We start from the raw sequence: 26,357 nt of genomic DNA on the forward strand, positions 1-26,357 counted from the left end.
CTATTAAACCTCCTAGAATAATTTTAATACCGCATCCATCATGCTTTTTATATATTGAACTAAAAAGAAACCTTCTTCTGCTACTTGTTCATCATCTTGAACACTTTCGTTCATAGAAATATAAACTATTTGCTCTTCCGTTGGATAATCCATTCCCAATTTTATTTTTGCATCCTCTTCTATTTTAGAAGAACTTTTAACTCTGTCAAGTTCCGCTAATAAATCTTGTTTTTCTTTTTCCAATTCTATTTTTTGGCTTTCCAATTGCGTGATTTCAAGCCTCATCTGAGTGATATGAGCATATCTATATAATACTAATAAACAAATCATTAAAGCTATAATTGCAGACATAATAAATTGCAATTTATTTTTAGAATTGCTTTTTATATTTGTATTTTTTCTTCTTTCTGAAACATTGTTGTTTCTAACATTCTCTCTAATATTTTCATTGTAATAATAGTTTTCTTCAGTTTTAGCTACTAACAAATTTATTCACACCTCCTTTAGAATAGAACATTAAATTTTTTCAGCTATCCTCAACTTAGCACTTCTAGACCTGGAATTTGTTTGTACTTCGTCCTTGTCAGGCACAATAGGCTTTCTAGTCACTATATTTATTTCTCTTTTTTTGTCGCAAACACATACTGGAAATTCTTTTGGACAAATACAATCTTGATATAACTCCTTAAAAGTATCTTTAACTATTCTATCTTCCAGCGAGTGAAAAGTAATAATGCATACACGACCACCTACATTTAGCATACGAGTTGCATCTATTATTGTATCTTTTAAAATCTTCAATTCTCCATTTACTTCAATACGAATTGCTTGAAAAGTCTTTTTAGCTGGATGATGTCCTGCTTGTCTTGCACCCTTTGGTATAGCTTTTTTAATAACCGAAACCAATTCTAAAGTAGTATCAATAGCTCTACCTTTTCTTTCTTCTACTATGAATTCTGCAATTCTTTTAGCCCACTTTTCTTCTCCATAATCCCATAAAATCTTTTCTAATTCTAACTCACTATATTTATTAACTACATCCCAAGCAGAAAACTCTTGGCTTAAATCCATTCTCATATCTAGTGGTGCATCTTTTTGATAAGAAAAGCCCCTTGATTCCTCATCTAATTGGTGGGAAGATACACCTAAATCAAGTAATATTCCATCGACACCTTCTATATTTAAATCTGCAAGTACAAATTTTATATTTTTAAAATTATTCTTAACTATAGTGACTCTATCAGCATATGGTGCCAATACTGTTTCAGCTTTTTTTATAGCATTTATGTCTTGATCAATTCCTATCAATTTGCCACCCTTAAGTCTCTTTGCTATTTCTACAGAATGACCAGCGCCGCCTAAAGTACCATCTACATATATTCCATTTTCCTTTATATTTAATCCTTCTAAAACCTCATTAAGCATAACTGGTACATGTTCAAAATTCAAACTATCAACTCCTATTTTTATATTCCCAATTCAGCCATTTTTTCCGCTATACTTTCATAGCTTAAATTGTCATCTTCATTGTACAAATTCCATTCATCCTTGCTCCATATTTCAACTCTAGTAGATACCCCTATGACTACTGCATCCTTTTCTAATTTTGAATGAACTCTTAAATTGGATGGTATAAGTACTCTCCCCTGTTTATCCAATTCACATTCACAGGCACCAGAAAAGAAAAATCTCACAAAAGCTCTAGCATCTCTACTAGTTAAAGGTAAAGATTTCAATTTTTCCTCTAATATATGCCATTCACTTTTGGGATAAATAAACAGACAATTATCAAGACCTTTAGTCATGATAAAATTAGAACCAAGATCGTCTCTAAATTTAGATGGAATTGTAATTCTTCCTTTGTCATCCAATGTATGTTGATATTCTCCAATAAACATCTATCTCACCCCAAAAGTATAACATTTCAAACCACTTCTCACCACTTTTAACCACTTCTTAATTAGTTCTATATAGTTTCTTAAAATCCTTCAATGAAATGAAAAAATTTTTGAATATTTCATAGGACTTTTAGCCTATTTTTACTTGTTTTTGACTGTTTCTTTTAAAAAAAGATATAAAAAAAATAAAGTAGACAAAATCTACTTTATTTTAACAAGTTTTTTATGAAATACTTGCTTTTTTCTTCCTATAAAATACTATAATCATTGCTGCTATTGCTGTGACTAAACTTACCAATTGAGCTATTCTAATAGGTCCCAACATAAGACTGTCAGTCCTTAAACCTTCTATAAAAAATCTGCCTAAAGAATATAGGACCAAATATAACAAAAACGTTTCTCCCCTTACTTTAGATTTATTTTTTCTATACCACATCAAAAATATGAAAACTAAAAAATCCCATATGGATTCATACAAAAAAGTAGGATGAACTTTTACTCCATCTATCACAATTCCCCAAGGTAAATCTGTCGGAGTGCCATAGGCTTCTTGATTTATATAATTTCCCCATCTGCCAATAGCCTGACCAAGAACAATACTAGGAGCACATATGTCAACTAATTGCCAAAAATTCACCTTCCTCTTTTTACAAAATATAATTGCTGTAACTACTGCTGCAATTAGAGCTCCATGTATGGCCATTCCTCCACCTCTAAAATTTAGAATCTGTTTGGGATTTTTCCCATAATAATCCCATGTAAAAGCTACATAATACAGTCTTGCTCCCAATACAGAAAATGGAATAGCATAAAGCAATACATCAATCAAATCATCTTCTTTAAATCCTACTCTCTTTGCTTCCCTAAATGCCAACAATGCTCCTATAACAATCCCACTAGAAATAAGTATCCCATACCATTTAACTTCTAATCCAAATAATGTGAAAGCTACAGGGTCCATATAGCCGCCCCCTTTCTATTTATCAGTATCTTTTAATAATAACACACAATTAATTTTTTTTAAAGTCAGGCTACATTGGTTTTACAACTGATAATGTGTAATTATCTTTGTCAAAATGTGAATTAAATCTATGATATATATCATCAAAAGTAATCTTATCATATACATCTAAAAGATTTATAAATAAATAATCTAAAAAATAGTAATTAACAAAGTTGTTAGCTATAAATTCTACTGAATTAAATCCCATTAAATCCGAGCCCATGCTTTTCTTTTTAATTCTCAAAAAGTCTTCTTCTTTTAAACCCTTATTTTTTAATTCATTTAGATACTTAATTATACTTTCAAGAACTAATTCAGGATTTTTAGATTGACCAGATATAACAGAATGACCATAGTTCTCATGACCAGTATACTGTCCTCCAAAACTTCCATCTATGATTCCTTCATTGTACAATTCTTGATAAAACTCTGAACTTTGACCAAATAGCATATCTAACAACATATCTGTCGTCATCTCTCTTTTTATAAGTTCTTCTCCCAAACATCCAATATCCTTTTCTTTAAACCCAATAGTAAATATAGGCATATAGGTAATAAGCTTTTCTTCAATATATTTTTCTTTGATACTATTTGGTTCTTCATTATATATTCGAACTATGTCTTCACTAGAACTTTTGTCTTTTTTCTCAACTCTTTCAATCACTTCAACTGCCTCATCAAAAGAAATATCTCCAGCCATAACTAAAATCATATTTTTAGGATTGTAAAAAGTATCGTAGCATTTGTAAAGGATATCTACATTGATTTTTTGTATGCTTTCTACTGTTCCAGCTATGTCTATCTTAACTGGATGTTCATAGTACATTCCACTTAAACAGTTGAAAAAAACTCTCCATCCAGGATTGTCCTCATACATTTTTATTTCCTGTGCTATAATTCCTTTTTCTTTTTCCACATTTCCATCTGTAAAATATGGATTTTGAACAAATTTTATTAGAAGTTCCAAGCTCTCATAAAAATTGTCTGTACAAGAAAAAAGATATGCTGTCTGATTAAAATTCGTATAGGCATTTACATCTGTTCCAAGTCTTGAAAATTTATCAAATATATCTTCATCTGGCTCTTCAAACAATTTATGCTCTAAAAAATGAGCTACTCCTTGTGGAACTTCTAATACGTTTTTTTCACCAATAGGTATAAATCTATTGTCATTTGAACCATAGTTTGTTGCAAAAATTGCATATTTTTTGCTATAGCCTTTTTTGGGTATAAAGCATATGTTTAATCCACTATCCAATTCACAAAAAATAACTTCTTCATTTATCTTGTTGTTCCTGTATGTTTTTTTATCCAAAAAAATTCCCTCCTAAATCAATAATTCTTTTTTCCCAAAAAATAAATTGTATCTAAATAAAAGGTATTTGATGCTTTTGTGATATCTTTTTTCTTTGTTTTATAAATATCTTCTACAATTTCATCAATAGTTCTATTATCATTAGATATAACTCTACTTAAAAAATATTCGCTTATCAAATAATTACTATCTACTATAGACTTCATTTGACTAGATATGGATTTCTTTGCTATTTTAATTTCTTCTTCTGTGAATATTCCATTTCTCATTTCGTCTAATTGTTCTCTTATTATTTCTATTGTTTTTTCTAAATTATCTACATCTATTCCAGCATCTATAAGTATCAAAGATTTATATTTGTACATACTTGAACCAATATAATAAGCTAAACTTTCTTTTTCCCTGACTGTTCTAAAAAGTTTTGAATTTGGGCCTCCCCCAAATATATAGTTTGCTAGTATTGCACTACTATACAACTGTTCTTCATAAGTAAGGCTAGTTCTATAACCTATAACAAGCTTTCCTTGATTTACATCCATATCTTCATAAACCATATTTTTTGTCTGTATTACGCTTGCTATTTTTTCTCTGGGAACTTCAACAACATTTCTCCTATTAATTCTAAAAACATTTACTATATTATCTATAAGTTTTTCATCAAATTCTCCTACATAGAATATCTCTATAGGGAAATTTTCTAAAATATATCTATAATGTTCATATAGATTTTCTTCATTTATTTCATCTAAATCTTCAGTATAACCATATTCATATACACTGTATTTTTCGTTTCTACACATCTCTTCTATACATCTGTTTATAGCATAGTCTCTCTTATTGTTGATTTTCCCTTCGATAATTCTCTTTAAATTTTCTTTTTCTTGTTCTACATATTTATGACTAAAAAAATTGTTTTTTAAATAAGGTTCATATACTATTTCTCTTAACAATTTTATCGCATCTATAAAATATTCCTCATCATTTACATAAATACCCTTAGGAGACTCTATAGTAAATCTCAAAACATGCCTTTCTCCTTTTTTGTTTATGTTTATACTCATAGATGAACCATACATTTCTTCAAGTTTTCTCTCAAGTTCTAAATTTGTATTGTGATTTTTTGTTCCTCTCTTCAAAACCAATGGTATTAAAGCGTTTTTCGTAGCATCCTTGCGATTTAAAGGCATTATGATATAGAAACTAATCAAATTTGACTTTAATTTATCAGTTTTTATAAGATTTAAGTTCATCCCTTCAGTTATATTTACTCTTAAATTTGACAATGACACAATTCCACCCTCCTCAAATCTTTTTATTTCATAATATCACATTTATATAAATAATATGGCTTATTAATTATTATATGAAAAAATCCAGCCTAAAGACCGGATTTCACTCATTATTCTTTTCACTGGATATCCTCTTTTTTATTTTATTTATCTCTTCTCTATAATTTTTTATATCTTCACCTTTTATTAAATTTTGTTCTATAGTATCTACTTTTTCAAAAATTTTTGCATCATCTGTTATGAATACATTGTTTATCATATTGTCATTATTCATAACAACATCTTTTATCATCCCCTTCATTCCAATAGTCAAAGTATTTTTATCTGACATTTCTACAGCCACAACAATATCCTCACCATATATAATAGCAGTAGCATCTTCTACTCCTATCAAATCAACAACATTATCCGCGATGTTTTCTGCCATCTCAACAAACTCATTTGTTTTACTTGCAGCCACATTTGTACTCACATCTTCATTATCTTCCTCTTCTACTTTTACCTCATTTTTTTGGCAACTGCACATTATAAATACCAAAAATACTGCTAAAAAAGTTGAAACAATCACTTTAATTTTTTTCCCTTTCATACTTCAATCCTCCTATTTACAAAACTCCTTTAATATATATTGTCCTATTTATAAAAATTTTATGAAATAAAAATTGATATTTTAAGAAAAATAAAATCTAATTAAAATATCTATTATATTGAATAAACAAAATTGATAATATATAATTGTTTAAGAGAATGATTACTATTTTTTTGAAAGGAAGATTTAGATGAAATTAGGAATTGTAGGACTACCAAATGTAGGAAAAAGCACTCTTTTCAATGCCTTAACAGCTTCTAAAGCAGAAGCAGAAAATTATCCATTTTGCACAATAGAGCCAAATGTAGGAATAGTGCCTGTGCCTGATCATAGATTGGATGAATTGGCTAATTTAGTTAATCCTGAAAAAATAACACCCGCAACTGTTGAGTTTTTTGATATTGCAGGCCTTGTAAAAGGCGCTAGTAGTGGAGAAGGATTAGGAAACAAGTTCTTATCTCATATTCGTGAAGTAGAAGCCATAGTACATGTAGTTAGATGCTTTGAAGATGAAAATGTAACCCATGTAGAAGGCCGAATAGATCCTATAAGTGATATAGAGATCATAAATATAGAGCTAATGCTTGCAGATTTAGAGATAATAGATAAAAGATTGTCTAAGGTTGAAAAAGTTCTAAAAGGAGACAAAAGTTATTTAAAAGAATATGAATTGTTATCCACATTAAAAAAGACCATTGAAGATGGAAAATCTCCTAGAACATTAGATTTTTCCGAAGAAGAAAAAGAGATGATAAAAAGCTTTAGTCTTCTATCATTAAAACCAGTTTTATATATTTGCAATATTTCTGAAGATGATTTGATGGAAGGATACGAAAACAATTCATATGTAAATAGTGTAAAAAAATATGCCGAACTTGAAAACTCCGAAGTAATAGTGGTTTCAGCAAAGATAGAATCTGAAATTTCTCTACTTGATAAGGAAGAAAAAGAAATGTTCCTAAATGAATTGAATTTAAAAGAATCAGGATTGGATAAATTGATAAAAGCAAGTTATAGTCTTCTAGGACTTATGAGCTTCTTAACTGCAGGACCTAAGGAAGTAAGGGCTTGGACTATCAAAAAGGAAACAAAAGCACCTCAAGCTGCAGGAAAAATTCATACTGATATGGAAAGAGGATTTATAAGAGCTGAAGTCATAAACTATAAAGAATTGATCGAATGTAATGGATATACTCATGCCAGAGAAAAAGGACTCATTCGTTCAGAAGGAAAAGATTATATAATGCAAGATGGAGATGTAGTAGTATTTAGATTCAATGTATAATAGCAAATGGCCCTCATTTTCTAATATGGGGGCCATTTGCTAACCCACTCTTTTCTTCCCTTGTTTATTCCTCACTTTTACTTAAAAGTTCAAGAGGTTCCGCTTTTAAGTTATTCTTAATTAATATAAGTGAAATGATAATAGATACAAGGATAACTACAAGACATAGTACAATTGGTGTCAAATAATTTACAGGTACACTAGTTTCAGCAACTTCTGCCATTTTATCTGCATTGTTGACCCAGTTGCTAAAAGCCGTGCTGTACAGTTCCGTTTCCATGTTCGTTGATTTCGAGATGACAAAATCCGCCGTCTTAAATCCGGCAAAACTCCCTATAACAGCCCCTAAGGCTATAATTATAAGAATCCCGTAGAGCATGGATAATGTACATTCTTTCCTGTTCATACCGAGAGAACGTTCTATTGCCGTACGCTTTTTCTGCTTCGAAATGAATAGGAATACGAAAAAGAACAGTATTGCTAGAGTTGTTGCAGCACTCACAGCCACTAAAATTACAGCTACAGTTTTCAGATTCCCCATCCCTGAAGACAATCTTTCATATCCTCCATCATAAAACTCGACTTCCAAATTATTTATACCTAGTGCTTTGAATTTTTCTAGGTATACCTTTGTTGTCCCATTTGGTATTTGAAATGATGTGTTGTATCCTTTCATAGGACCATAGCCGACAATATTATCTTCATCACTGTTTTTCACGGATTTCGAAGGAATAATTACAGCATTACTTCCCAGTTCATAGCCTGTGGGCCTCTTTTCCGGGTCAGCAGTATTACTATAAAGTCCTACAATTTTATACTCACTATCCTCAAATACCGGATACACTTCTCCTTCAGCATTAAGAAGACCAAAATTTAATTCAACACGTCCTGCTGAAAATGTTTGACTTACTGATTTTTCATAATCTGCATAGTACAGTTTAAGATTTATATTATCACCAACTTTTAATGCATTTAACATAGCAAATTTCTTTGGAATAATACATACTTTCTCTCCCTCTTCATACTCACTTTCTGTGATATCCCGTCCATCATAAATATATGCATTTCCCTGATTAAACTCCATTAGAAATTCCGTTTTATTTGTAGGAACAATGGGAAAGGTATGTTTAAAGAATCTATCATCTGCTTCTCCTAAATTTTTCCACTTCATTCCTTCTTCATTTCCATAAAAGTTGTCCGTAACCTCTACCCACTTATCATCAGGTATACTATCCTTCGCAACCGTTTCTCCTTTTATGTTCTTTTGAGTTGAAATAGTAGGATTGTGCGGAAAAAATTCATAAGGTACTTCCATGTAAGAGTCCTTATGTTCATTGCCAATTAGTGAAACTACTGTTATATATGTTTTTCCTTTCTCTATCAATCCGGGATTATCGTTAAATTCGTCACAAAACCAAATATCAGTCCCTTCAAAATCATATGTTCCATAAAGTACTCTTTTAACTTTCACTTTTACTAGATCTGAAGGAATGCAATTTTCATAGGGTATTATTTCCACAACAGAATCAAGTTTACCTTCAACGTATTCTTCTTCCTCTGAAGACATAACTTTTATATCTGGAGAGTAAGCTCCGTAGTAGGGCCTCTGTTCTGGTTTAATTATGTAATTTGCACCTTCAAAATCAAGGAGTGAAATCGGTAAAATATAATCATATATTGGTTCATCCCAATAAGTATATTCCTTTCTTGCAGCATTCCAGCTCTGATTTAATTCTACGGAATTTTCCTTTTGATTGACCACTCCGACAGTAGTAAAAACCTTTCCGTACTTTTCCAAGTTTCCATTACATGTCTGCCAAAGATTCACTCCTAATGACAAAAATGTAACTGTCAGTACTATTAATATGAGAAAAACAATCATTCTTGCCTTTGTCCTTCCCATTTGTTTCAGGCTATTTTTTAACAACATATATCTCACCTTCCGCTTTTCATTAATGAACGAGAGTCCGTTTATGATACCGTAAACGGCTCTCGTATTTCAATCAATGCATCTTATAAATAGTTGTTTGCCTCATCATCTGTTATCTTTTATACTTGTGTTCCTCCGTGTGGATTATAAACACTCATTGAATTCTCTGCGTTAGAACTTGTTGAATCAGGTGTTGTACAAATACATACTGTTGAACAATATCCCTCGCATGGACAGTAGAAAGAATACACCGATTGGGCAGATATTCGATTTACTTTCTTGATTCTTTTCATTTTATCGCCTCCTTTGTATTAATTTGAGATGCACTGATATGAAAATCTATATATAATCAATATTTTTCTCTGAACTTTTTTTCAATTTATTCATCTCTACCAATCTGCCTTCAGACAAGCGATATACCTTATCCATACCTTCTAAATTGTCATATCTATGAGTTATCATAATCACAGATTTATTCTTAAGTTCGTTTAATATTACATCATGAAGATATGAATCGGATTCCACATCATATCCCGAAGTTGCCTCATCAAGTATAACAATAGGTGAATACTTTACAATTGCCCTCGCCACTGCAATCTTTTGTTTTTCTCCACCCGAAAGCCTTGCTCCGTTTTTTCCGATCTTACTGTTTTCTTTCTTGGGTAATTTGTTTATAAACTCACTTGCTCCACTCTGTCGGCAGGCTTTTTCTACCTTTTCTTTGCCTGCATTACCATCAAGATTGATATTGTTTAGAACTGTATCATGAAAGAGATAAGGTTCCTGACTGACAACAGAAAACAGTGAGCGATATTTAGCTATGCTGATTTGGTTTATATTTTTGTCACCAATACATATTTCGCCACTTGAAGGCTCAATAAAACGCAATAAAAGATCCAATATAGTCGTCTTTCCACTGCCATTTGCTCCAATAATAGCAACCTTCTCTCCTTTTGAAAAAACAAAGTTAATATTCTTTAAGACTTCCCTGTTCTCTTCATATGAAAAAGATACATTTTTGAATTGAATGTTTTGACTTTCATTTTTGACTTCTATACTATTTTCAAAGTTTGTTTCCTCTTCCATGTCAAGAAACGAAAAAAATCTTTTTGCAGACGGAAAAATTCTTGAAAAGAAATATCTGATATTGAGTATTGAAGAAATCGGACCAGTAACATAACTACTATATGAAAGGAATGCAAACACCCCTCCAATTGTAAGTGAACCATTAACAATTAAAATTCCGCCAAGTATATAAAGAAGTCCTGTCACCGACCATTCAAGCATAATCTCATAAAATACATTCCAAGTATCCAACATCGTGCTTTCTTTACTAATCTTGAGAATGTTTTTCTGCTTCTTTTCAAAAGTTTTATAACGCTTGTTATAGAGATTCCATAACTTAATCTCTTTCACACCGCCAATATTATCATCAAACCATGCAGAAAAATCACGATAGTTCTCAATTAGTTCTTCTGTTTTTTTTCCCTTCCGTTTAGAAAGTGTAAGTACCGTAAAGTATTTGATTGGTGCCATTGCAAGTACTATAATGGTAAGTTTCCAACTGATAATAATAAGTCCTGCTACACCGCTGATCACCCTAAATATGTAACTAATATTAACTGCCATAAAACGATCTGTTATGGCTGATACATTGCTTACGTCCATCTGTAAGCTGTTTATAATTTCAGAATTGTTCTTATCGTTAAAATATTCAGTTTTAAGATGCAAGAGCTTGTTAAACGCCTGATGCGAAAGCAAGAACTCTGATTCGTTATGAATATCTATAAAAAGCTTTGCTTGTAGAACTTCAAGGAGCTGATTTACAAGAACTAGTCCAAGCAAAATGAGTACAGAATAAATAATAACCTTCAAGTTTTTCTGTGCCATACCATCATCTGTGATACTCCGAATAGTAAGAGGCTGAAAAAAACCAACTACAGTCGACAGAGCAAAACAGACTATAATAAGCCACAGTCTTTTTTTAAACGGTACTAAATATTTTAACATTCTTTTAAGCAACTCAAAATCAAATTTTTCGCTCTTCATATGAAATTTCACTCTACCTTTCGTATTGTCTTAAGCACTAAACAATCCAATAATCCATTTAAAAAGATTTTGAGATTTTAAATCCTCATCTTTTGATTTCAGGCAATAACACGGACAATCAAAATGCCCTTTCTTTTCTGAAATAATTGCATCAATAAAATTGGATGATACGGATAAATTTAACCATTCTTCATCAATCACAAGAATAATGATATTTGCATTTAAAAAGTTCTCATAAAAACATAACCACTCTTTTGTGTTTTCTATTGGTAATCTAAACCAGTTTTCCTCAAAATAGTTTTCAGAAATCATATCACTGATACATACGCAGTTATATTCATTTTTTATAAATTTCTTCTGCACTGCTCTTGATAAGCCCTCAATACTATTTTTATTTAAATGATGATACACCATAGTTATTATCGGTATTTGTATTTCCTTTGTGTTTTTTATTTTTGTTATAGTACTTAATGTAGAATAACAATCGTTATCATCTATAATTTTTAAACCTTTTTTCTTTGCAAGTAGTTTTTTTATAACCCTAATATTGTCAATTTTTTCTTCCTGTAAAATAATACCTGCAATCTGTGCAGCCACAACTGGTGCAATAATACTGTTAGTTAATGATAAATAGTAGTTAAAATGTTGTTCCAGCTTTTTTAACACGGCTAAATCAGGTACATACTCCTGAACATCTATACCGTCTATCGGATTTATATAAGTAGTTTCTTTCTCTAAAATCAAATCAGCTGCCTTTACACCAATCACAGAAGGTAAACATGCAGGATAAGTAATGATACCGTCATTTGAACCAGCGGCAACTATAATTGTATTATTCTTCTCAGCTTTTTTTGATACTTCAATGATATCATCCGCGGTAATAAACTGTTTTGATCCAATACTCAAACTAATCAGATTCACTCCATAATCAATACTCCATTGAATTGCAGCACTTAACTTACGAAGATTATTCCGCTTTTCCTCATCAACAATTGATATGCTTATAATTTCAACATCATTTAAAACCTTCTCTACCTCCAAGCTTTCCAACAATATTAGAGTACATACTGTTCCATGATTAATCATTTGTAAAGGAGCTGTATATTGTACAACGCAAGTACCATTATGCATCTGCAAACAAGTGATTTCATTTTCTTTATTTCTCAGCCTTTGCATAAGCTCAATATTAATTCCGTCATCTATAATTGCTATTTTCAGTTTGTTTTTTACCATAAATATATTTCACTCCTGTTTACTCATCGCTTTTGCTCAAAAGTTCAAGGGGTTCTGCCTTTAGGTTATTCTTAATGAATATCAGTGAAATAATAATAGACACAAGGATAACTACAAGACATAGGAGAATTGATGTCAAATAATTTACAGGTACACTAGTTTCAGCAACTTCTGCCATTTTATCTGAGTTATTGACCCAGTTGCTAAATTCTGTACTGTAAAGTTCAGTTTTTTTATCCATGGAATTAGACATAATAGTCCCAGTTATCTTAAATCCTATAAAACTTCCTAGAATTGCTCCTATGGATATAATCAAAATAATTCCGTAGAGCATAGATAGTGTACATTCCCTTTTATTCATTCCGAGAGAACGTTCTATAGCTGTACGCTTTTTCTGCTTTGAAATGAACAAAAATACAAAGAAAAACAGTATTGCTAGAGTTGTTGCAGCACTTACCGCTACCAAAATTACAGCTACAGTTTTCAAATTCCGCATTCCTGAAGATAATCTCTCATATCCTCCATCATAAAACTCTACTTCCAAATTGTTTATGCCTAGAGCTTTGAATTTCTCTAGGTATTCCTTTGTCATCCCATTTGGTATCTGAAATGATGTGTTGTATCCCTTAATAGGTCCGTATCCTACAATGTTGTCTTCATCACTGTTTTTCACGGATTTGGAAGGAATGACTACAGCATTTCTCCCCAGTTCATATCCTGTAGATCTTTTTTCTGGGTCAGCAGTATTGCTATAAAGTCCTATAATTTTATACTCACTGTCTTCAAATACCGGATACGCTTCTCCTTTAACATTAAGAAGTCCAAAATACAATACAGTACCACCTGCTGGAAATACCTGACTTGCTGAGTTTTCATAATCTGCATAGTACAGTTTAAGATTTATATTATCACCAACTTTTAATCCATTTAACATAGCTAATTTCTTTGGAATAATACATACTTTCTCTCCCTCTTCATACTCACTTTCTGTGATATCCCGTCCATCATAAATATATGCATTTCCCTGATTGAACTCCATTAGAAACTCTGTCTTGTTTGTTGGCATAACAGGAAAGGTATGCTTAAAGAATCTATCTATCGCTTTTCCTAGATTTTTCCATTTCTTTCCTGCCTCAGTTTCATAAAAATTATCAGTTACTTCTTCCCACTTTTCATCAGGTGTATCTTTCTTCGCAACCATTTCTCCTTTCTTATTCTTTTGAGTTGAAATAGTAAGATTGTGTGGAATAAATTCATAAGATCTTTCCATATAAGAATCTTCATGAAAATTAGGAATCTGTTCAATGTCTGTTATATATGTATTTCCTTTTTCTAATAGCCCTGGATTATGGTTAAAATGGTCGCAAAACCAAATATCAGACCCTTCTAAATCAAATGTCCCATGTAATACTCTTTTAACTTTTACTCTTACAGGCCCTGCAGGTGTACAATCTTCATAAGGTACTATTTCTACAACAGAATCAAGTTTGCTTTCTTGATGTTCTTCATCCTTGGTAGCCCTGATTTTTATATCTGGAGAGTAAGCTCCATAATAAGGTCTCTGCTCAGGGTTGATAATATAGTTTGCGCCTTCAAAATCAAGTAGTGAAATTGGAAGTATTGTGTCATAGATAGGTTTATCCCAATAGGTATACCTCTTTGTTGCAGCATCCCAACTTTGACTTACCTCCATAACATTTTCTTTTTGATCTACTATTCCTATAGTTGTAAAAACACTTTCGTATTTCCCCAAGTTCCCATTACATGTCTGCCAAAGATTTACTCCCAATGACAAAAATGTAACTGTCAGTATTATTAATATAAAAGAAACAATCGTTCTTACCTTTGTTCTTCCCATTTGCTTTAAACTATTTTTTAGCAACATATATCTCACCTTCCGCTTCATTAATGAACGAGAGTCCATTTGCGATACCGCAAATGGCTCTCGTATTTCAATCAATGCATCTTATAAATAGCTTATTTATACATATTTTGTTATTTTTATACTCCCGTTGTTCTGTGTGGATTATTTCTACTCATTTCATTTACATCATTACTACTATGTGAATCAGATGCCCTACATCCACAATTTGTTGCACAGTACCCTTTGCATGGACATCCGAAAGAATATACCGACTGGGCAGATATTTGATTTACTTTCTTGATCTTTTTCATTTTATCGCCTCCTTTGTATTAATTTGAGATGCACTGATATGAAAATCTATATAGGCATTGATTCCATAACAACTTTTACGATACCATTAACGGTATTGAACCTATATTCTCTCAGCTGCCTACCGTCAATGGTGATATTAAATATCTCTTCAATCAAAATATAAAGGTATACAAGATCTGAATAATCAAAGGAAAAAAATCCTGTTAATGCTTTATCAAAATTTTCTTCCTTGAATTCTTCATCTATATTAAAATATTTAGAAAAAATTTTTTTTAGAGATTGGACAATTTCTTTTTTATCCACAACTCTCCCCCCTATACAATTAACCCGTATGGTGCATGAAATAAACTGTCTTCTATTTCATCAACAACACGGTCCATATATTTCAGGTCAGTCAAATTGCCTAATAAAAACGGAGACTCATCAGAGATTTCTTCAATAATTTCCTGGACCTTCCAGGTCGGCATATGGACAAAAGAAAGTCTATTTTTATCCATCTCATCTGTATTATCTACTAACTTATTGCTGATATGAACTGCATCTATTTCATATCCAAACTTTGCTTGAAAACTGTCACTTATTGGTTTCCAAAATTTCTCGGAAAAAAAGCCATAAGGACAACAGGCAATGAAAAAGCTTGCTGGAATAGCCTGAGAAATCAGATATGCAGATAATCCAAAATCATACCTAACGTCTTCATCAAACTTCATCATCGGTTTAGGCAATTTGATGATGATAATACTTGGATTTTCATGTTCTTCAATATTCCTTATATACTTATTTATCCTATAGACACGGTTGCTCAATTCGCCCTTTATATCCGAAAAATCAATTGTATGAAAACCAAACAAGCCATTTGCCCTTTCCAAGCCTATTGCAGACACTCTAAGGCTCTTATCTTGACAGAGTTTAACCAAATTACAAAACACCTCGTATCCCTGAACATTTTCTGCCAACTCCCCAATAAAAACAACAGGTGCATAGGGATGATACAAAGGTTCTGAAATATCTTCGTATGAAACCCTGGGAAGTTTGTCCTCAAAAATATAATGGAAGCCGATATTTTTTTTACAGCATATCTCTTTATACCGATTCATTGTTTCTTTATCCAGCTTGAGCAAACATATGATATCCTTTCTCTGCCTGATTGCCTCTTCTATTGCCTTTACAGCATAATCATATAGAGGATCATATTTATCTTTTGATAATATAAGTACAGTATCAGATGATTTTACACTGCCATTCAAATTTGAAGTAACTGTGTATCCTAATTCGTCCCTGTTTTCAATAACAGCAATATCTTTTCCTTCCAATCCAAGCCCTGTCGGTGCAACAACTGAATCAACAACATATCCAGGTTTAAACTTTGTCAAATTCACGATAACAGGTATATCTTCCACAGAAAAGGGAACAGCACATATCGCCAATTTTTCCATACTTTTTTCACCCCTTATAATATATTTACAACAATGAATTTGTTTCTCCCGACAAATGTCTTTTTAACTCAAAGAGTAAAACCTTATTCTTTATTTTCGAAAAAGCCATCGTTTTTGATTCTTGACAATAATTTCTTTTCTTCTCAGCTGATAGCTTTCCATTTTTGTCGGCTTTCTTTCCGCAGATAACGCACTGCGTAAAAGCTCAACAATCTTTACAATCATCCTCTGTCAGCTTTCCAATATTAAGTAATGAATTGATATTGTTCATATCAAAACCTGTATCCAAAGATCCTAGATGCATACACTCTGATGTCTCATTTATCCTCTCACATGGGAAAAAATCACCTTTATAATCTATAAACAATCTCATTTTACCAGGGATACATGGCCCCCCTGGTGCAGCTATATCACCTAACACTCCATACCTAATTTTTTGCATTTCATGCTCCATATTTTCAATTTCATCAATTGCTGTTTTTCTAACTCCATCTTTCTTGAATCGTCCAACCATAGACAAAATGCCTATAAATTGGTTATAAAGGCTTCCATTTACATACTCATCCGCATAGTTTACCATTTCTCCGTCATCTTTTTCTACAATCGAATGAAGGCATCTCATTTTCTTTATATATCTGTCATTAAATAACCTGTTTATTTCTTCATAGTTGTTCTCTGGATTGATTACCATACTTATAGATACAGTTTTCGCAAACTCCGGATGTCTTTTCCACATATTCCCGATATTCTTTATTACCGTATCATAGGAGCCTTTTCTATTCACAGCAAAAACCCGATTTTGATTATGTATTGATTTCGGGCCATCCAAACTGATCATAAGATTGAATTTATTTTCAGCAAGATAGTCTATAAGATCGTCAGTTAACAATGTAGCATTAGTTGTTGTAGTAAATGTAATATTCCGTCCCTCAAATACTTTCTTTGCATAATCTACTACTCGTTTTATTAATTCTATATTTAGAAAAGGCTCTCCACCATAAAAACTGATATTAGGATGTTTTGTATCCATAGAATGCATGAAATAAAAATCTACTGCTTTTTTTGCCGTTTCAAAAGACATCATTTTTTCAGAATGACTTCTTTGACTAGGATAGCCATCTTCAGAATATACACAATATGAACATCGTAAATTACAGCTTTGTGTAACCTGCAAAGTAATACTGTCAATTTTTCGTTCCAGAAAAAGTTCCAATTCATCCGTTGCAGGATGTCTTATTTCTTTCACATGATTTGTACAAAGATATCCACAGTCCTTCAAATCATCATACTGACAAACAACTTCCTCCCCAAATTGATGGATTTCCTGCTCATCATCCTGCATTACAGCATCAATATATTTATATAATTGTTCATTTACTGCCACTATTTCATTTCTATTTGTTTCATAGAAATAAAATCCTAACGGAGTTTTGAAAGTCAGAATCAATGGCTTAGACTGTTTAACTAATTGTTCCATTAAAACTTCCTCCTCTATTTGTCAATTTCCCATCTTTCATAGTATAAACAACATCTGCCCTATCAGCTATACTCATGTCATGAGTTATGATAATCACAGCATATCCTTCATCATGGGCCAATTTTCCTAGCAATTCTACAACTATATTTCCATTTGCCGTGTCAAGGTTTCCAGTAGGTTCATCCGCAAGGAGGATTTTACCACCAACAGCTAGAGCTCGTGCTATTGCAACTCTCTGCTGCTCTCCGCCACTCATCATGAGAGGTAGTTGATTATATATCCTCTCTTCAAGTCCAACTTTGGAAATCAGCTCTTTTGCCTTTTCTCTAGCTTCCTTGGCTGAAATCCCATTAAGCTCCATAGGATAGGCTACATTTTCAAGAGCCGTTAAAAGTGGAAACAAATTAAAGGATTGATATACAACAGATGCCGTATTCCTCCTATATTTATCCCTGTCTAAGGTACTCATAGGTTTGTCCTCTAAATAGATTTCTCCCTTTGTAGGCAAATCAAGCCCTGCCAAAAGTGAAAGAAATGTAGTCTTTCCGCTCCCAGAATGGCCGACTATGGCATATACTTTCCCTGTATCAAAGGTGCATGAAACATCAGAAACCGCTTCTACTGTTTGATATTTGCTTTTATATACATAACTTACTTCCTCTGCTTTTAATATACTCAATTTAACCATACCTCCCTTTAGTCCGTTTTAGATAGTATTGTCATTACACTAAATCTACTTAGCAACAATAAGGCAACTGCTGTTCCTAACATATAGAAAATTATAAATGAAAGTAAAGTAATCCCTACAGTTTTGATATGAATATCTACAATTTGATAAGATACAAAAGCTCCTATAATACTGCCTAAAAGTACTAACACCATACTTTCTAAGAAAATAATTTTGAAGCACTTATTCTTACTCGTACCTAATGAACGCATGATTGCAAATTCCCTTTGTCTACTCTGCATCAACAGATATGATGATATAAAACCAATTGCAGCAACTATTATAAATATTAATGGTTTAAAACTTTTGAGCATGTTCAAACTTTCCGTAAGTCGTGTTGCTGACATGATGAAAGTCTCATCGTTTATTGTAAGAGCTTTCCCCACTCGTGAAAAACCCCCTTGCATATTAGTGGATGAAAATCCAATTTTCTGCATTTCATTTTTGAATTCGTTAACTTTAAGAGAATCCTTAAGGGTAAATCTTGCAGCACTTGCATAGCTCCTGACATTCGTTCCTTCATAAATACTTTCAACAAATCCAATTGGACTTATAATATATGGTGCTTCATTACGCGACTGAGTCTTACTCTTAAAACTCCCTATCACTTTCATCTTCACAGATCTTATTCTTTCAAAATCATCTATCAGTCCTCCTTCTTTATCATATTTCTGTGCATAGGCTTCAACTTCTAATTCGTCTCCCAATTTAATATTCTGCTCCCTCATGAACCTGTCCCTTACAATACACACGGCTTCCTTTCCCTTTAAAAAACTTTCATCATAACCATCAATATATGAAACATCCTTAGGCGTAAAAGATGAAAATATAGAAAAAGAATTTGTACCAACAAAACGACATAAGCAGCCAAGTGCAGATTCATCATATGTGTTTGGCATAGCAGCACATATTTCCATTGCAGTAACTTCGTCTTTTATAAGTCCTGTATCACGCATTTTGTTCAGCATCTCAAGATCAATCTGAAGCCCTACATCTTGACTGCCGTCAATATTGCATATGCTTCCTGTAATGGGAATGGTCCTTCCAAGCTTTATAAGCTGGGCTTGATTTTTCTCAATGTTTGAAATATACAATAGCAAAAATAAAACAATCATACCTGAAATCAGAATGGACAGAAAGCTTTTCTTCTTGTGCCTTAAAGCATTTTTTTGAATTGCATGAACGACAAACATAAATATCAACCACCTTTAGTCATTATTATTGTTTGAAAACTATAGAACTAGTCCAATTTCATGTCTCTGTTTTTAACGCAATAATCGCAATTTTCGCTCAATTTTAAATGAAAATTTTATATTTTTTTAATATGAAAAATTTTTATGATTGCATTAATTATTAATGGATATCTTTGAAGTGTTTTTACATTGAACATAATAAATGAAACGTAAACAAAACTATTAGATGAGAAATTTGCAGAAAATTATATGATCATTTTCCTTATTTTACCTATATATCCATTCATTACTATTTTATGATTATCTATATCCTTTGTCAATCTAATCCTCTCGACAATATATACTTTCATTCGATATATAAAAAAACCATAGTTAACTATGGTTTTTTTATTCTTCTATAGATTGTACTATTTTAACGGAAGCACTAGCTCCAATTCTACTTGCCCCTGCTTCGATCATTTTTTTCACAGTATCATAATCTCTTATGCCACCTGAAGCTTTGACTCCTAATCTATCTCCAACTGTTTTTCTCATCAATTTTACATCCTCTACTGTTGCTCCACCTGTACTAAATCCTGTAGAAGTCTTCACAAAGTCTGCTCCAGCTTCTTCTGAAATTTCACAAGCTTTTACTTTTTCCTCATCATTTAAAAGACAAGTTTCAATGATTACTTTAACTAGCGCCTTTCCTTTAGCTGCATCAACTACTGCCTTTATATCTTCCTTCACAGTATCATAGTCTTTACTTTTTAGTGCTCCTATATTTATGACCATATCTAATTCATCAGCACCATTTTCCATAGCTTCCACAGCTTCAAAAGCTTTTACTTCCTTTGGAGTGCTTCCCAAAGGAAAACCTATAACGGTAGCTACTTTAACACTACTTCCTTTTAATTCATCTTTAGCCAATTTCACATAATAAGGATTTACGCAAACTGAAAAGAATTTGTATTCCTTTGCCTCATTGCAAAGATCCACAATCATCTCAGCTGTAGCATCTGGCTTAAGTAGTGTATGATCAATCATATTTGCTATGTTTTTCATAAATTTCTAACCTCCATTATTTTATTATTTCTACGAGGTCACCATTTTTTAATCCTGCAGCATTTCCTTCTTCCATGTCCATATGCATTTCTAGTCTATGTCCTTCTCCAGAACGTATAAGTACATTGTTAAACACTAGTCCTCTAAATCCTTTGACTTTTACACTGACAATATCTCCATTTTCAACATCAAATTCTTTTGCTTCTTCTGGATGCATATGAATATGTCTAGCTGCTACAATGACCCCTTCTTTTATTTCAATCTCAGCTTTTGGTCCAACTATTTTAACTCCAGGTGTCCCTAAAATATCTCCTGAATTTTTAACCATTGGTTCTATTCCAAGAGTGAAAGCATCTGAAATTGAAACTTCTACTTGAGTATTTTTTCTAACTGGTCCCAATACTCTTACACCTTTTAAGGTTCCTTTTGGTCCAACTATGTCAACCTTTTCCTCAGCTGCAAACTGACCTGGCTGTGATAAATCTTTTTTCTTAGTTAACTCATATCCTGCTCCAAATAGTGCATCTAAATCACTTTGAGATAGATGTATGTGTTTATTAGACATGGCTGCTGGCAATTCTGTTCTCATATAAAAATTCCTCCTCATGTTTATGTAAAATGTTTTTTCTTATTGATTACCGTAATTATTATATGACTTTACAATATAAAAATCAAACCATCAGATTAAAAGTTTGTACAATTCATCAAAAAAACCAGGAAAAGATATCTTTACACATTCACCTCTTTGTATATGAGACTTGCCATCTGCATTGAGTGCTGCAATATTTAAGGCCATAGCTATTCTATGATCATTGTGGCTGTTTAAAGTTGCTGGTTTTAAAAAGGAGACCCCTTCAATAACAAGACCATCTTCAAGTTCTTCTACTTTTGCTCCCATTTTATTTAATTCAACTGCCATTGCATTTAGCCTATTGCTCTCTTTATATTTCAACTCCTCGGCATCTCTTATAGTAGTTGTTCCTTCTGCAAGAGCTGCTGCTACAGCTAAAACAGGTATTTCATCTATTAAAGTGATTATTCTACTTCCATTTATATTTATACCTTTTAGTTTTGAATATCTCACTCTTATATCTCCTATTGGTTCATAATTTACTATTCTTTTATTTTGAATTTCAATATCTCCACCCATTTCCTTTAAGGCTTCCAAAATACCTATCCTACTTTCGTTTATTCCTACGTCTCTAATCAAGATATCTGAACCTTTTAATGTCAAAGCTCCAACTATAAAAAATGCAGCTGATGAAATATCCCCTGGAATAAACAAATTTTGTCCTTTTAATTTAGCATTATCTTTTATACAAGTCAATTTATCTGTCTTACATATGTCAGCACCAAAACATTTTAGCATCCTTTCAGTATGATCTCTAGAAAAGCCTTTTTCTTCAATACAAGTCTGGCCGTGAGCATAAATAGAAGCTAACAATATCGCTGATTTAACTTGAGCACTGTCTATTGGCATTTTATAGTGGATTCCTTTTAATTTTTCAGATGGATAAATTTCAAGGGGAGGATATTCATCTTCCACTCCCTTAATATTCCCATTCATTTGTCTAAGAGGAGAAATAATTCTCTTCATAGGTCTACTATTTAAAGAACTGTCTCCTACAAGAATTGAAGGAAAATCTTGTCCTACAAGTATTCCACTTGTAAGTCTCATGGTCGTCCCAGAATTTCCACAATATAATATTTTCTCTGGATTTTTTAGTCCACTTTTACCGACACCTTCTACTACTACATTGTCCTTTCTTGTATCTATATGAACGCCCATTTTTCTAAAACATTCCATAGTAGCCAAGGTATCCTCTGAAACTAAAAAATTTTTTATTTCTGTTTTGCCTTCAGCAATAGAACCAAGCATTATACTTCTATGAGATATAGATTTATCTCCTGGTACTCTTATTTCTCCTTTCAACATAGCCAATCACCCTTTAAAGATTTTCTCATATTTTCTTTACTTACATTGTCAAATATATCTACCTTGTTTTTCCCTGTAGGAAGAACAAATACTATTCTTTCATCTAGGTTTTTCTTATCGTGAGACATTTTAGACAATATCTTTGTTATATCCTCATTAGAAAAATGTACTGGTACAACTAAATCTTTCAATGTTTCAATTATTTCACAGAAATATTCTTCATCTATTAAACCCATTTCTTTAGAAATAAAGCTTTCATACATCATACCCAATATAATAGCTTCTCCATGTTTATATTTGCTAAAATCATAAAGTGATTCAATTCCATGACCTATAGTATGACCAAAATTTAAAATTTTTCTAATTCCTCTATCTTTCTCATCCATGGCTACAACTTCAGTTTTTATAGATACACATTTCTCTACAACTTCTATTAAAATTTCCTCATCAAAATCATAGATACCTTGAATATTATCTCTTATATATCTAAAAAAATCATAATCCTTTATTAGTCCATATTTTAAAACTTCTGCCAATCCTGAAGTCATTTCCCTTCTATCTAAAGTTTTTAAGAAATCAATATCTATAAAAGTTTTTATAGGGAAATAAAAGGAACCTATCATATTTTTATATTTACCAAAATCTATACCTACTTTTCCTCCAATACTGCTATCTACTTGAGCTAAAAGAGTAGTCGGAATTTGAATATAGTCAACTCCCCTCAAATAAGTAGCAGCCACAAAACCCGAAATGTCTCCTACTACACCACCACCAAAACTTATGATTGTAGTAGACCTGTCATAATTATAATTTATGAGCTCCATATAAATATTTTCCACAACTTTTAGACACTTGCTTTTTTCTCCTGGCTCTAAAATATACACTCTAGTTTTAAAGGGTACTAGATAATAAAGTATCTCCTCTAAGTAATATTTGCTCACATTCTCATCAGTTATGAGAAAAATATTCTTCTTGTTTTTTTCTTTTAAAAATTGTCTTATATCTTTAAATAAAGAAACTCCAATAACATTTTCCATCTCATCACCTACTAGATAAATAATTTATATATGCTTTAAAATTTCTATCCATCTCTTCTATACTGTCACCACCAAATTTTTCTACCATTTCATTGGCTAGTACGATTCCAAGCATATGCTCACCTACTATACTTGCAGAAGGCACAGCACATACATCAGAACGTTCCACTTGAGCCAATGCTACTTTTTTAGTCAACATATCTACACTATTTAGTGGCTTTTTCAATGTTGGTATAGGTTTCATAGCACATCTGACTATGATATCTTCTCCATTTGATATTCCTCCTTCTATACCTCCAGCATTGTTAGTAATTCTATAATATCCATTGCCATCATAAAAAATTTCATCATGAACTTCCGAACCATATCTTTCACAAGATTCATATCCTAATCCTATCTCTACACTCTTAATTCCTGGTATACTCATGATTGCCTGAGCTATTTTCCCATCCAATTTTCCATTCCAACTTATATGACTTCCTAGTCCTATCGGAACTCCATTAGCTACAATCTCAATACTTCCTCCCAAAGTATCTCCAGTTTCACTTGTCTTCTGTATTTCCCCTAAAATATCACTTTCTGCTTTCTTATCTATGACTCGCACAGGAGAGGCGTCAGCATTTTTTATTTCATCCAAAAATGTTCCTGAATACAAAGTTTTCTTTGATTTAATACCTCCTATTTCTATAACATGGCTATATATCTCAATATTAAATCTTCTAAGGAAGAGTTTACAAATACTTCCTATGGCTACTCTCATAGCTGTTTCTCTAGCACTAGCTCTTTCTAATATATTTCTAATATTAGTCTGATTGTATTTAATAGCTCCTGAAAAATCTGCATGACCCGGTCTTGGTCTTGTTATTTCAGTTGATCCTCTTAACTGCCCTCTATTTGCTATAGAAAGGCCAATGGGATTTCCAGTAGTCAAACCATTGTATACTCCAGATAATATATTTACTTCATCCATTTCTATACTCATTCTTTCGCTTCTACCAAAACCCTTTTGTCTTCTTTTCAATTCATTGTTTATAAAATCTAAATCTATTTCTAGATTTGCAGGTATTCCCTCAACTATGCCTGTCAGTTGAACTCCATGGGATTCACCTGATGTCAAAAAACGAATCATATTTTCACCACCCTTATATATATTTTACCAAAAAACTTCTACCTATGAAGGTAGAAGTTTTTCATGCTTTCAATATTCTTTCCTATATTATATACCTCTTTTAATACTTCTTCTCTACTTTGAACAGGTAAATCATCCGTCTCAGAAACAAAATAATTACCTAAATATTTTACATCAATAGCTTTAAAAAATAAATCAACAGTTTTCACAGGAGCATCAAATTGATCATGTGAAAAAGTTGCTCCTCCTACAGACAAAAAAACGCCTATCCTGTCTTTATCTTTCCTATATTTCTTGTTCAATGAATATTTTAATGAAAAATATTTTTGACATCTATCTATAATTGTTTTAGACAAACTACTGACTGTATTAAAATATAGTGGAGAAGCCAATATAAATATATCACTCTCATCAAAATGTTTATAAACTATTTGCATATCATCTTTTATTGCACATTCTCCAGTCTTTTCACAATATCCACATGCAATACAAGGAGATACTTTTAAATCTTTTAAATACAATTTATCTATAATATAATCATTTTCACTCATGCCTTTTAAAAGAGTGTCCAAAATAAAATCTGTATTTTGCCCTTTTCTTGGACTCCCCATAAGGGCTATCACTTTTTTCATAAAATCCTCCTAATCATTCATTGCATATTTGGTATATCTAAGCAAGGTTGAAATAAGCATAGAATGAATTGGTATAGCTGCTAAACTACTTAGTAATCTACCAGGAAAAAGAACCAAGAAACCTTTCTTGAACATTATAGATAGCCAATAAGTATTTAATCCAAGGGAAATGACAATATATGAAATACTGACCATGAAAACTACTTTGTCAAAAGAAAAAAACTTGTTTCCACTTTCTTTTCCTCTCAAAAATATTGGCAAAAATACAAGTGCTCCAAATATTATTATGAATAATATTGAAATCAATAATGACACAGGTTTTTCATAAAGATAAAGTTTACCTTCATTTATTGATAGAAGTTTTTCTTCAAAGAAAGCTCCTATCATACCCAAAACTAAAAGAAAAATAATGACAGAATTGACAATGCTATAATCTTTTTCAATTTTATTTTTCTTAAAGAAATTTGAAATAAGCCCTGGTATAACCCCCCACAATACAGAACTCAATGTAATTCCAGGAAAATATGCTCCTTGAGGATTCACAACTACTCCTATCAAATCAGCTGCAAGTCCGCTTAAACCTCCAACCAATGGCCCAAACAATATACCACTAAGCATTAGAGGAGATTCACCAAAACTAAGCCTTATGGCTGGCAGTCCTCCTAAGGGAACCATAAAATAAAGAAATCTAGTGAATACTACACTTAAAGCTGTCAAAAAACTAGCCATTACCAATTTTCTTGTAGTTATATTTTTTCTTGCTCTATCCACGACTACACCTCCCTTCTTTTTAGTGATAGACATACTATCACACTAAAGAAAAGGAAGCTCTTTAATGGACAGCGGACGCAATAGAGAACCGCAGAAAATATCTTTCGTTTAAGGGCTACTTCCCATCCCTTAACACTTAACGCTCTCTATCTACTCTGTCTATTCTCATATGAATTATACATGAAAAATCCTGTTTTGTAAATTACAA

25 protein-coding genes and 1 riboswitch are annotated in these 26,357 nt (G+C 32.0%); of the genes, 1 reads left to right on the forward strand and 24 read right to left on the reverse strand.

Annotated features, from left to right (window positions below; translation table 11 throughout):
- Positions 1 to 12: 12 nt before the first annotated feature.
- From BUA21_RS03210 to BUA21_RS03240, 7 genes are all read right to left on the reverse strand, one after another.
- A complete protein-coding gene (locus tag BUA21_RS03210) occupies positions 13 to 486 on the reverse strand; it encodes a septum formation initiator family protein (RefSeq protein ID WP_072743230.1) in 474 nt (157 codons plus the stop codon).
- A 30-nt stretch (positions 487 to 516) separates the two neighbouring features.
- Entirely contained in the window at positions 517 to 1,449 is a 933-nt protein-coding gene (gene rsmH / locus BUA21_RS03215; RefSeq protein WP_072743231.1) for a 16S rRNA (cytosine(1402)-N(4))-methyltransferase RsmH, read from the reverse strand.
- Positions 1,450 to 1,466: 17 nt separating this feature from the next.
- Complete coding sequence (gene mraZ, locus BUA21_RS03220) at positions 1,467 to 1,898, reverse strand: division/cell wall cluster transcriptional repressor MraZ (RefSeq protein ID WP_072743232.1); 432 nt, start codon at positions 1,896 to 1,898, stop codon at positions 1,467 to 1,469.
- 223 nt (positions 1,899 to 2,121) lie between these two features.
- Positions 2,122 to 2,859: a prolipoprotein diacylglyceryl transferase gene (gene lgt / locus BUA21_RS03225; RefSeq protein WP_072743233.1), complete on the reverse strand. Its 738-nt coding sequence runs from the start codon at positions 2,857 to 2,859 to the stop codon at positions 2,122 to 2,124.
- Positions 2,860 to 2,929: 70 nt separating this feature from the next.
- Positions 2,930 to 4,216, reverse strand: coding sequence for an EF-P 5-aminopentanol modification-associated protein YfmH (yfmH, locus tag BUA21_RS03230; RefSeq protein WP_072743234.1), 1,287 nt, complete (start codon positions 4,214 to 4,216; stop codon positions 2,930 to 2,932).
- Positions 4,217 to 4,233: 17 nt separating this feature from the next.
- Positions 4,234 to 5,505, reverse strand: a complete 1,272-nt coding sequence (yfmF, locus tag BUA21_RS03235; RefSeq protein ID WP_084604120.1) for an EF-P 5-aminopentanol modification-associated protein YfmF — start codon at positions 5,503 to 5,505, stop codon at positions 4,234 to 4,236.
- A 103-nt stretch (positions 5,506 to 5,608) separates the two neighbouring features.
- Positions 5,609 to 6,094, reverse strand: a complete 486-nt coding sequence (locus BUA21_RS03240; protein WP_072743235.1) for a YhcN/YlaJ family sporulation lipoprotein — start codon at positions 6,092 to 6,094, stop codon at positions 5,609 to 5,611.
- A gap of 190 nt (positions 6,095 to 6,284) precedes the next feature.
- Here BUA21_RS03240 and ychF point away from each other — a divergent pair, with 190 nt between their 5' ends.
- On the forward strand, positions 6,285 to 7,379 hold the full coding sequence (ychF, locus tag BUA21_RS03245) for a redox-regulated ATPase YchF (RefSeq protein ID WP_072743236.1): 1,095 nt from the start codon (positions 6,285 to 6,287) through the stop codon (positions 7,377 to 7,379).
- A 64-nt stretch (positions 7,380 to 7,443) separates the two neighbouring features.
- Here ychF and BUA21_RS03250 read toward each other — a convergent pair whose 3' ends face one another.
- The 17 genes from BUA21_RS03250 to BUA21_RS03325 all read right to left on the reverse strand — a co-directional run bounded on the left by BUA21_RS03250 (position 7,444) and on the right by BUA21_RS03325 (position 26,149).
- Positions 7,444 to 9,309 (reverse strand): FtsX-like permease family protein, encoded by a 1,866-nt coding sequence (locus BUA21_RS03250; protein ID WP_072743237.1) that lies wholly within the window; start codon positions 9,307 to 9,309, stop codon positions 7,444 to 7,446.
- A 339-nt stretch (positions 9,310 to 9,648) separates the two neighbouring features.
- Positions 9,649 to 11,358, reverse strand: a complete 1,710-nt coding sequence (locus tag BUA21_RS03255; RefSeq protein WP_072743238.1) for an ABC transporter ATP-binding protein — start codon at positions 11,356 to 11,358, stop codon at positions 9,649 to 9,651.
- Positions 11,359 to 11,388: 30 nt separating this feature from the next.
- Positions 11,389 to 12,591: a S8 family serine peptidase gene (locus BUA21_RS03260; RefSeq protein WP_072743239.1), complete on the reverse strand. Its 1,203-nt coding sequence runs from the start codon at positions 12,589 to 12,591 to the stop codon at positions 11,389 to 11,391.
- 19 nt (positions 12,592 to 12,610) lie between these two features.
- On the reverse strand, positions 12,611 to 14,476 hold the full coding sequence (locus BUA21_RS03265; protein WP_072743240.1) for an FtsX-like permease family protein: 1,866 nt from the start codon (positions 14,474 to 14,476) through the stop codon (positions 12,611 to 12,613).
- Positions 14,477 to 14,592: 116 nt separating this feature from the next.
- Positions 14,593 to 14,766 (reverse strand): hypothetical protein, encoded by a 174-nt coding sequence (locus BUA21_RS14655; RefSeq protein WP_158281633.1) that lies wholly within the window; start codon positions 14,764 to 14,766, stop codon positions 14,593 to 14,595.
- A 46-nt stretch (positions 14,767 to 14,812) separates the two neighbouring features.
- Positions 14,813 to 15,070 carry a hypothetical protein gene (locus tag BUA21_RS03270; RefSeq protein ID WP_072743241.1) on the reverse strand — a complete coding sequence of 86 codons (258 nt, stop codon included), beginning with the start codon at positions 15,068 to 15,070 and terminating at the stop codon, positions 14,813 to 14,815.
- Between the two features lie 11 nt (positions 15,071 to 15,081).
- A complete protein-coding gene (locus BUA21_RS03275) occupies positions 15,082 to 16,203 on the reverse strand; it encodes a P-loop NTPase family protein (RefSeq protein ID WP_072743242.1) in 1,122 nt (373 codons plus the stop codon).
- A 205-nt stretch (positions 16,204 to 16,408) separates the two neighbouring features.
- Positions 16,409 to 17,680 carry a radical SAM protein gene (locus BUA21_RS03280; protein ID WP_072743243.1) on the reverse strand — a complete coding sequence of 424 codons (1,272 nt, stop codon included), beginning with the start codon at positions 17,678 to 17,680 and terminating at the stop codon, positions 16,409 to 16,411.
- Positions 17,664 to 18,359 carry an ABC transporter ATP-binding protein gene (locus BUA21_RS03285; protein ID WP_072743436.1) on the reverse strand — a complete coding sequence of 232 codons (696 nt, stop codon included), beginning with the start codon at positions 18,357 to 18,359 and terminating at the stop codon, positions 17,664 to 17,666. The genes BUA21_RS03280 and BUA21_RS03285 overlap by 17 nt, the downstream gene beginning before the upstream one ends.
- A 17-nt stretch (positions 18,360 to 18,376) precedes the next feature.
- Complete coding sequence (locus tag BUA21_RS03290) at positions 18,377 to 19,600, reverse strand: ABC transporter permease (RefSeq protein WP_072743244.1); 1,224 nt, start codon at positions 19,598 to 19,600, stop codon at positions 18,377 to 18,379.
- Between the two features lie 387 nt (positions 19,601 to 19,987).
- On the reverse strand, positions 19,988 to 20,644 hold the full coding sequence (gene deoC, locus BUA21_RS03295; RefSeq protein ID WP_072743245.1) for a deoxyribose-phosphate aldolase: 657 nt from the start codon (positions 20,642 to 20,644) through the stop codon (positions 19,988 to 19,990).
- A 16-nt stretch (positions 20,645 to 20,660) separates the two neighbouring features.
- Complete coding sequence (gene pduL / locus BUA21_RS03300; RefSeq protein WP_072743246.1) at positions 20,661 to 21,233, reverse strand: phosphate propanoyltransferase; 573 nt, start codon at positions 21,231 to 21,233, stop codon at positions 20,661 to 20,663.
- A gap of 90 nt (positions 21,234 to 21,323) precedes the next feature.
- Positions 21,324 to 22,580, reverse strand: a complete 1,257-nt coding sequence (aroA, locus tag BUA21_RS03305) for a 3-phosphoshikimate 1-carboxyvinyltransferase (protein WP_072743247.1) — start codon at positions 22,578 to 22,580, stop codon at positions 21,324 to 21,326.
- Positions 22,574 to 23,617: a 3-dehydroquinate synthase gene (gene aroB, locus BUA21_RS03310; RefSeq protein WP_072743248.1), complete on the reverse strand. Its 1,044-nt coding sequence runs from the start codon at positions 23,615 to 23,617 to the stop codon at positions 22,574 to 22,576. The genes aroA and aroB overlap by 7 nt, the downstream gene beginning before the upstream one ends.
- Positions 23,618 to 23,621: 4 nt before the next feature.
- Complete coding sequence (gene aroC / locus BUA21_RS03315; protein ID WP_072743249.1) at positions 23,622 to 24,746, reverse strand: chorismate synthase; 1,125 nt, start codon at positions 24,744 to 24,746, stop codon at positions 23,622 to 23,624.
- Between the two features lie 38 nt (positions 24,747 to 24,784).
- Positions 24,785 to 25,378 carry a flavodoxin family protein gene (locus BUA21_RS03320; RefSeq protein WP_072743250.1) on the reverse strand — a complete coding sequence of 198 codons (594 nt, stop codon included), beginning with the start codon at positions 25,376 to 25,378 and terminating at the stop codon, positions 24,785 to 24,787.
- Between the two features lie 9 nt (positions 25,379 to 25,387).
- Complete coding sequence (locus BUA21_RS03325) at positions 25,388 to 26,149, reverse strand: folate family ECF transporter S component (RefSeq protein WP_072743251.1); 762 nt, start codon at positions 26,147 to 26,149, stop codon at positions 25,388 to 25,390.
- A 67-nt stretch (positions 26,150 to 26,216) separates the two neighbouring features.
- Positions 26,217 to 26,309: riboswitch (THF riboswitch) on the reverse strand.
- Positions 26,310 to 26,357 lie beyond the last annotated feature (48 nt).

Source organism: Sporanaerobacter acetigenes DSM 13106, assembly GCF_900130025.1.
In the GTDB taxonomy this organism is placed as follows: domain Bacteria; phylum Bacillota; class Clostridia; order Tissierellales; family Sporanaerobacteraceae; genus Sporanaerobacter; species Sporanaerobacter acetigenes.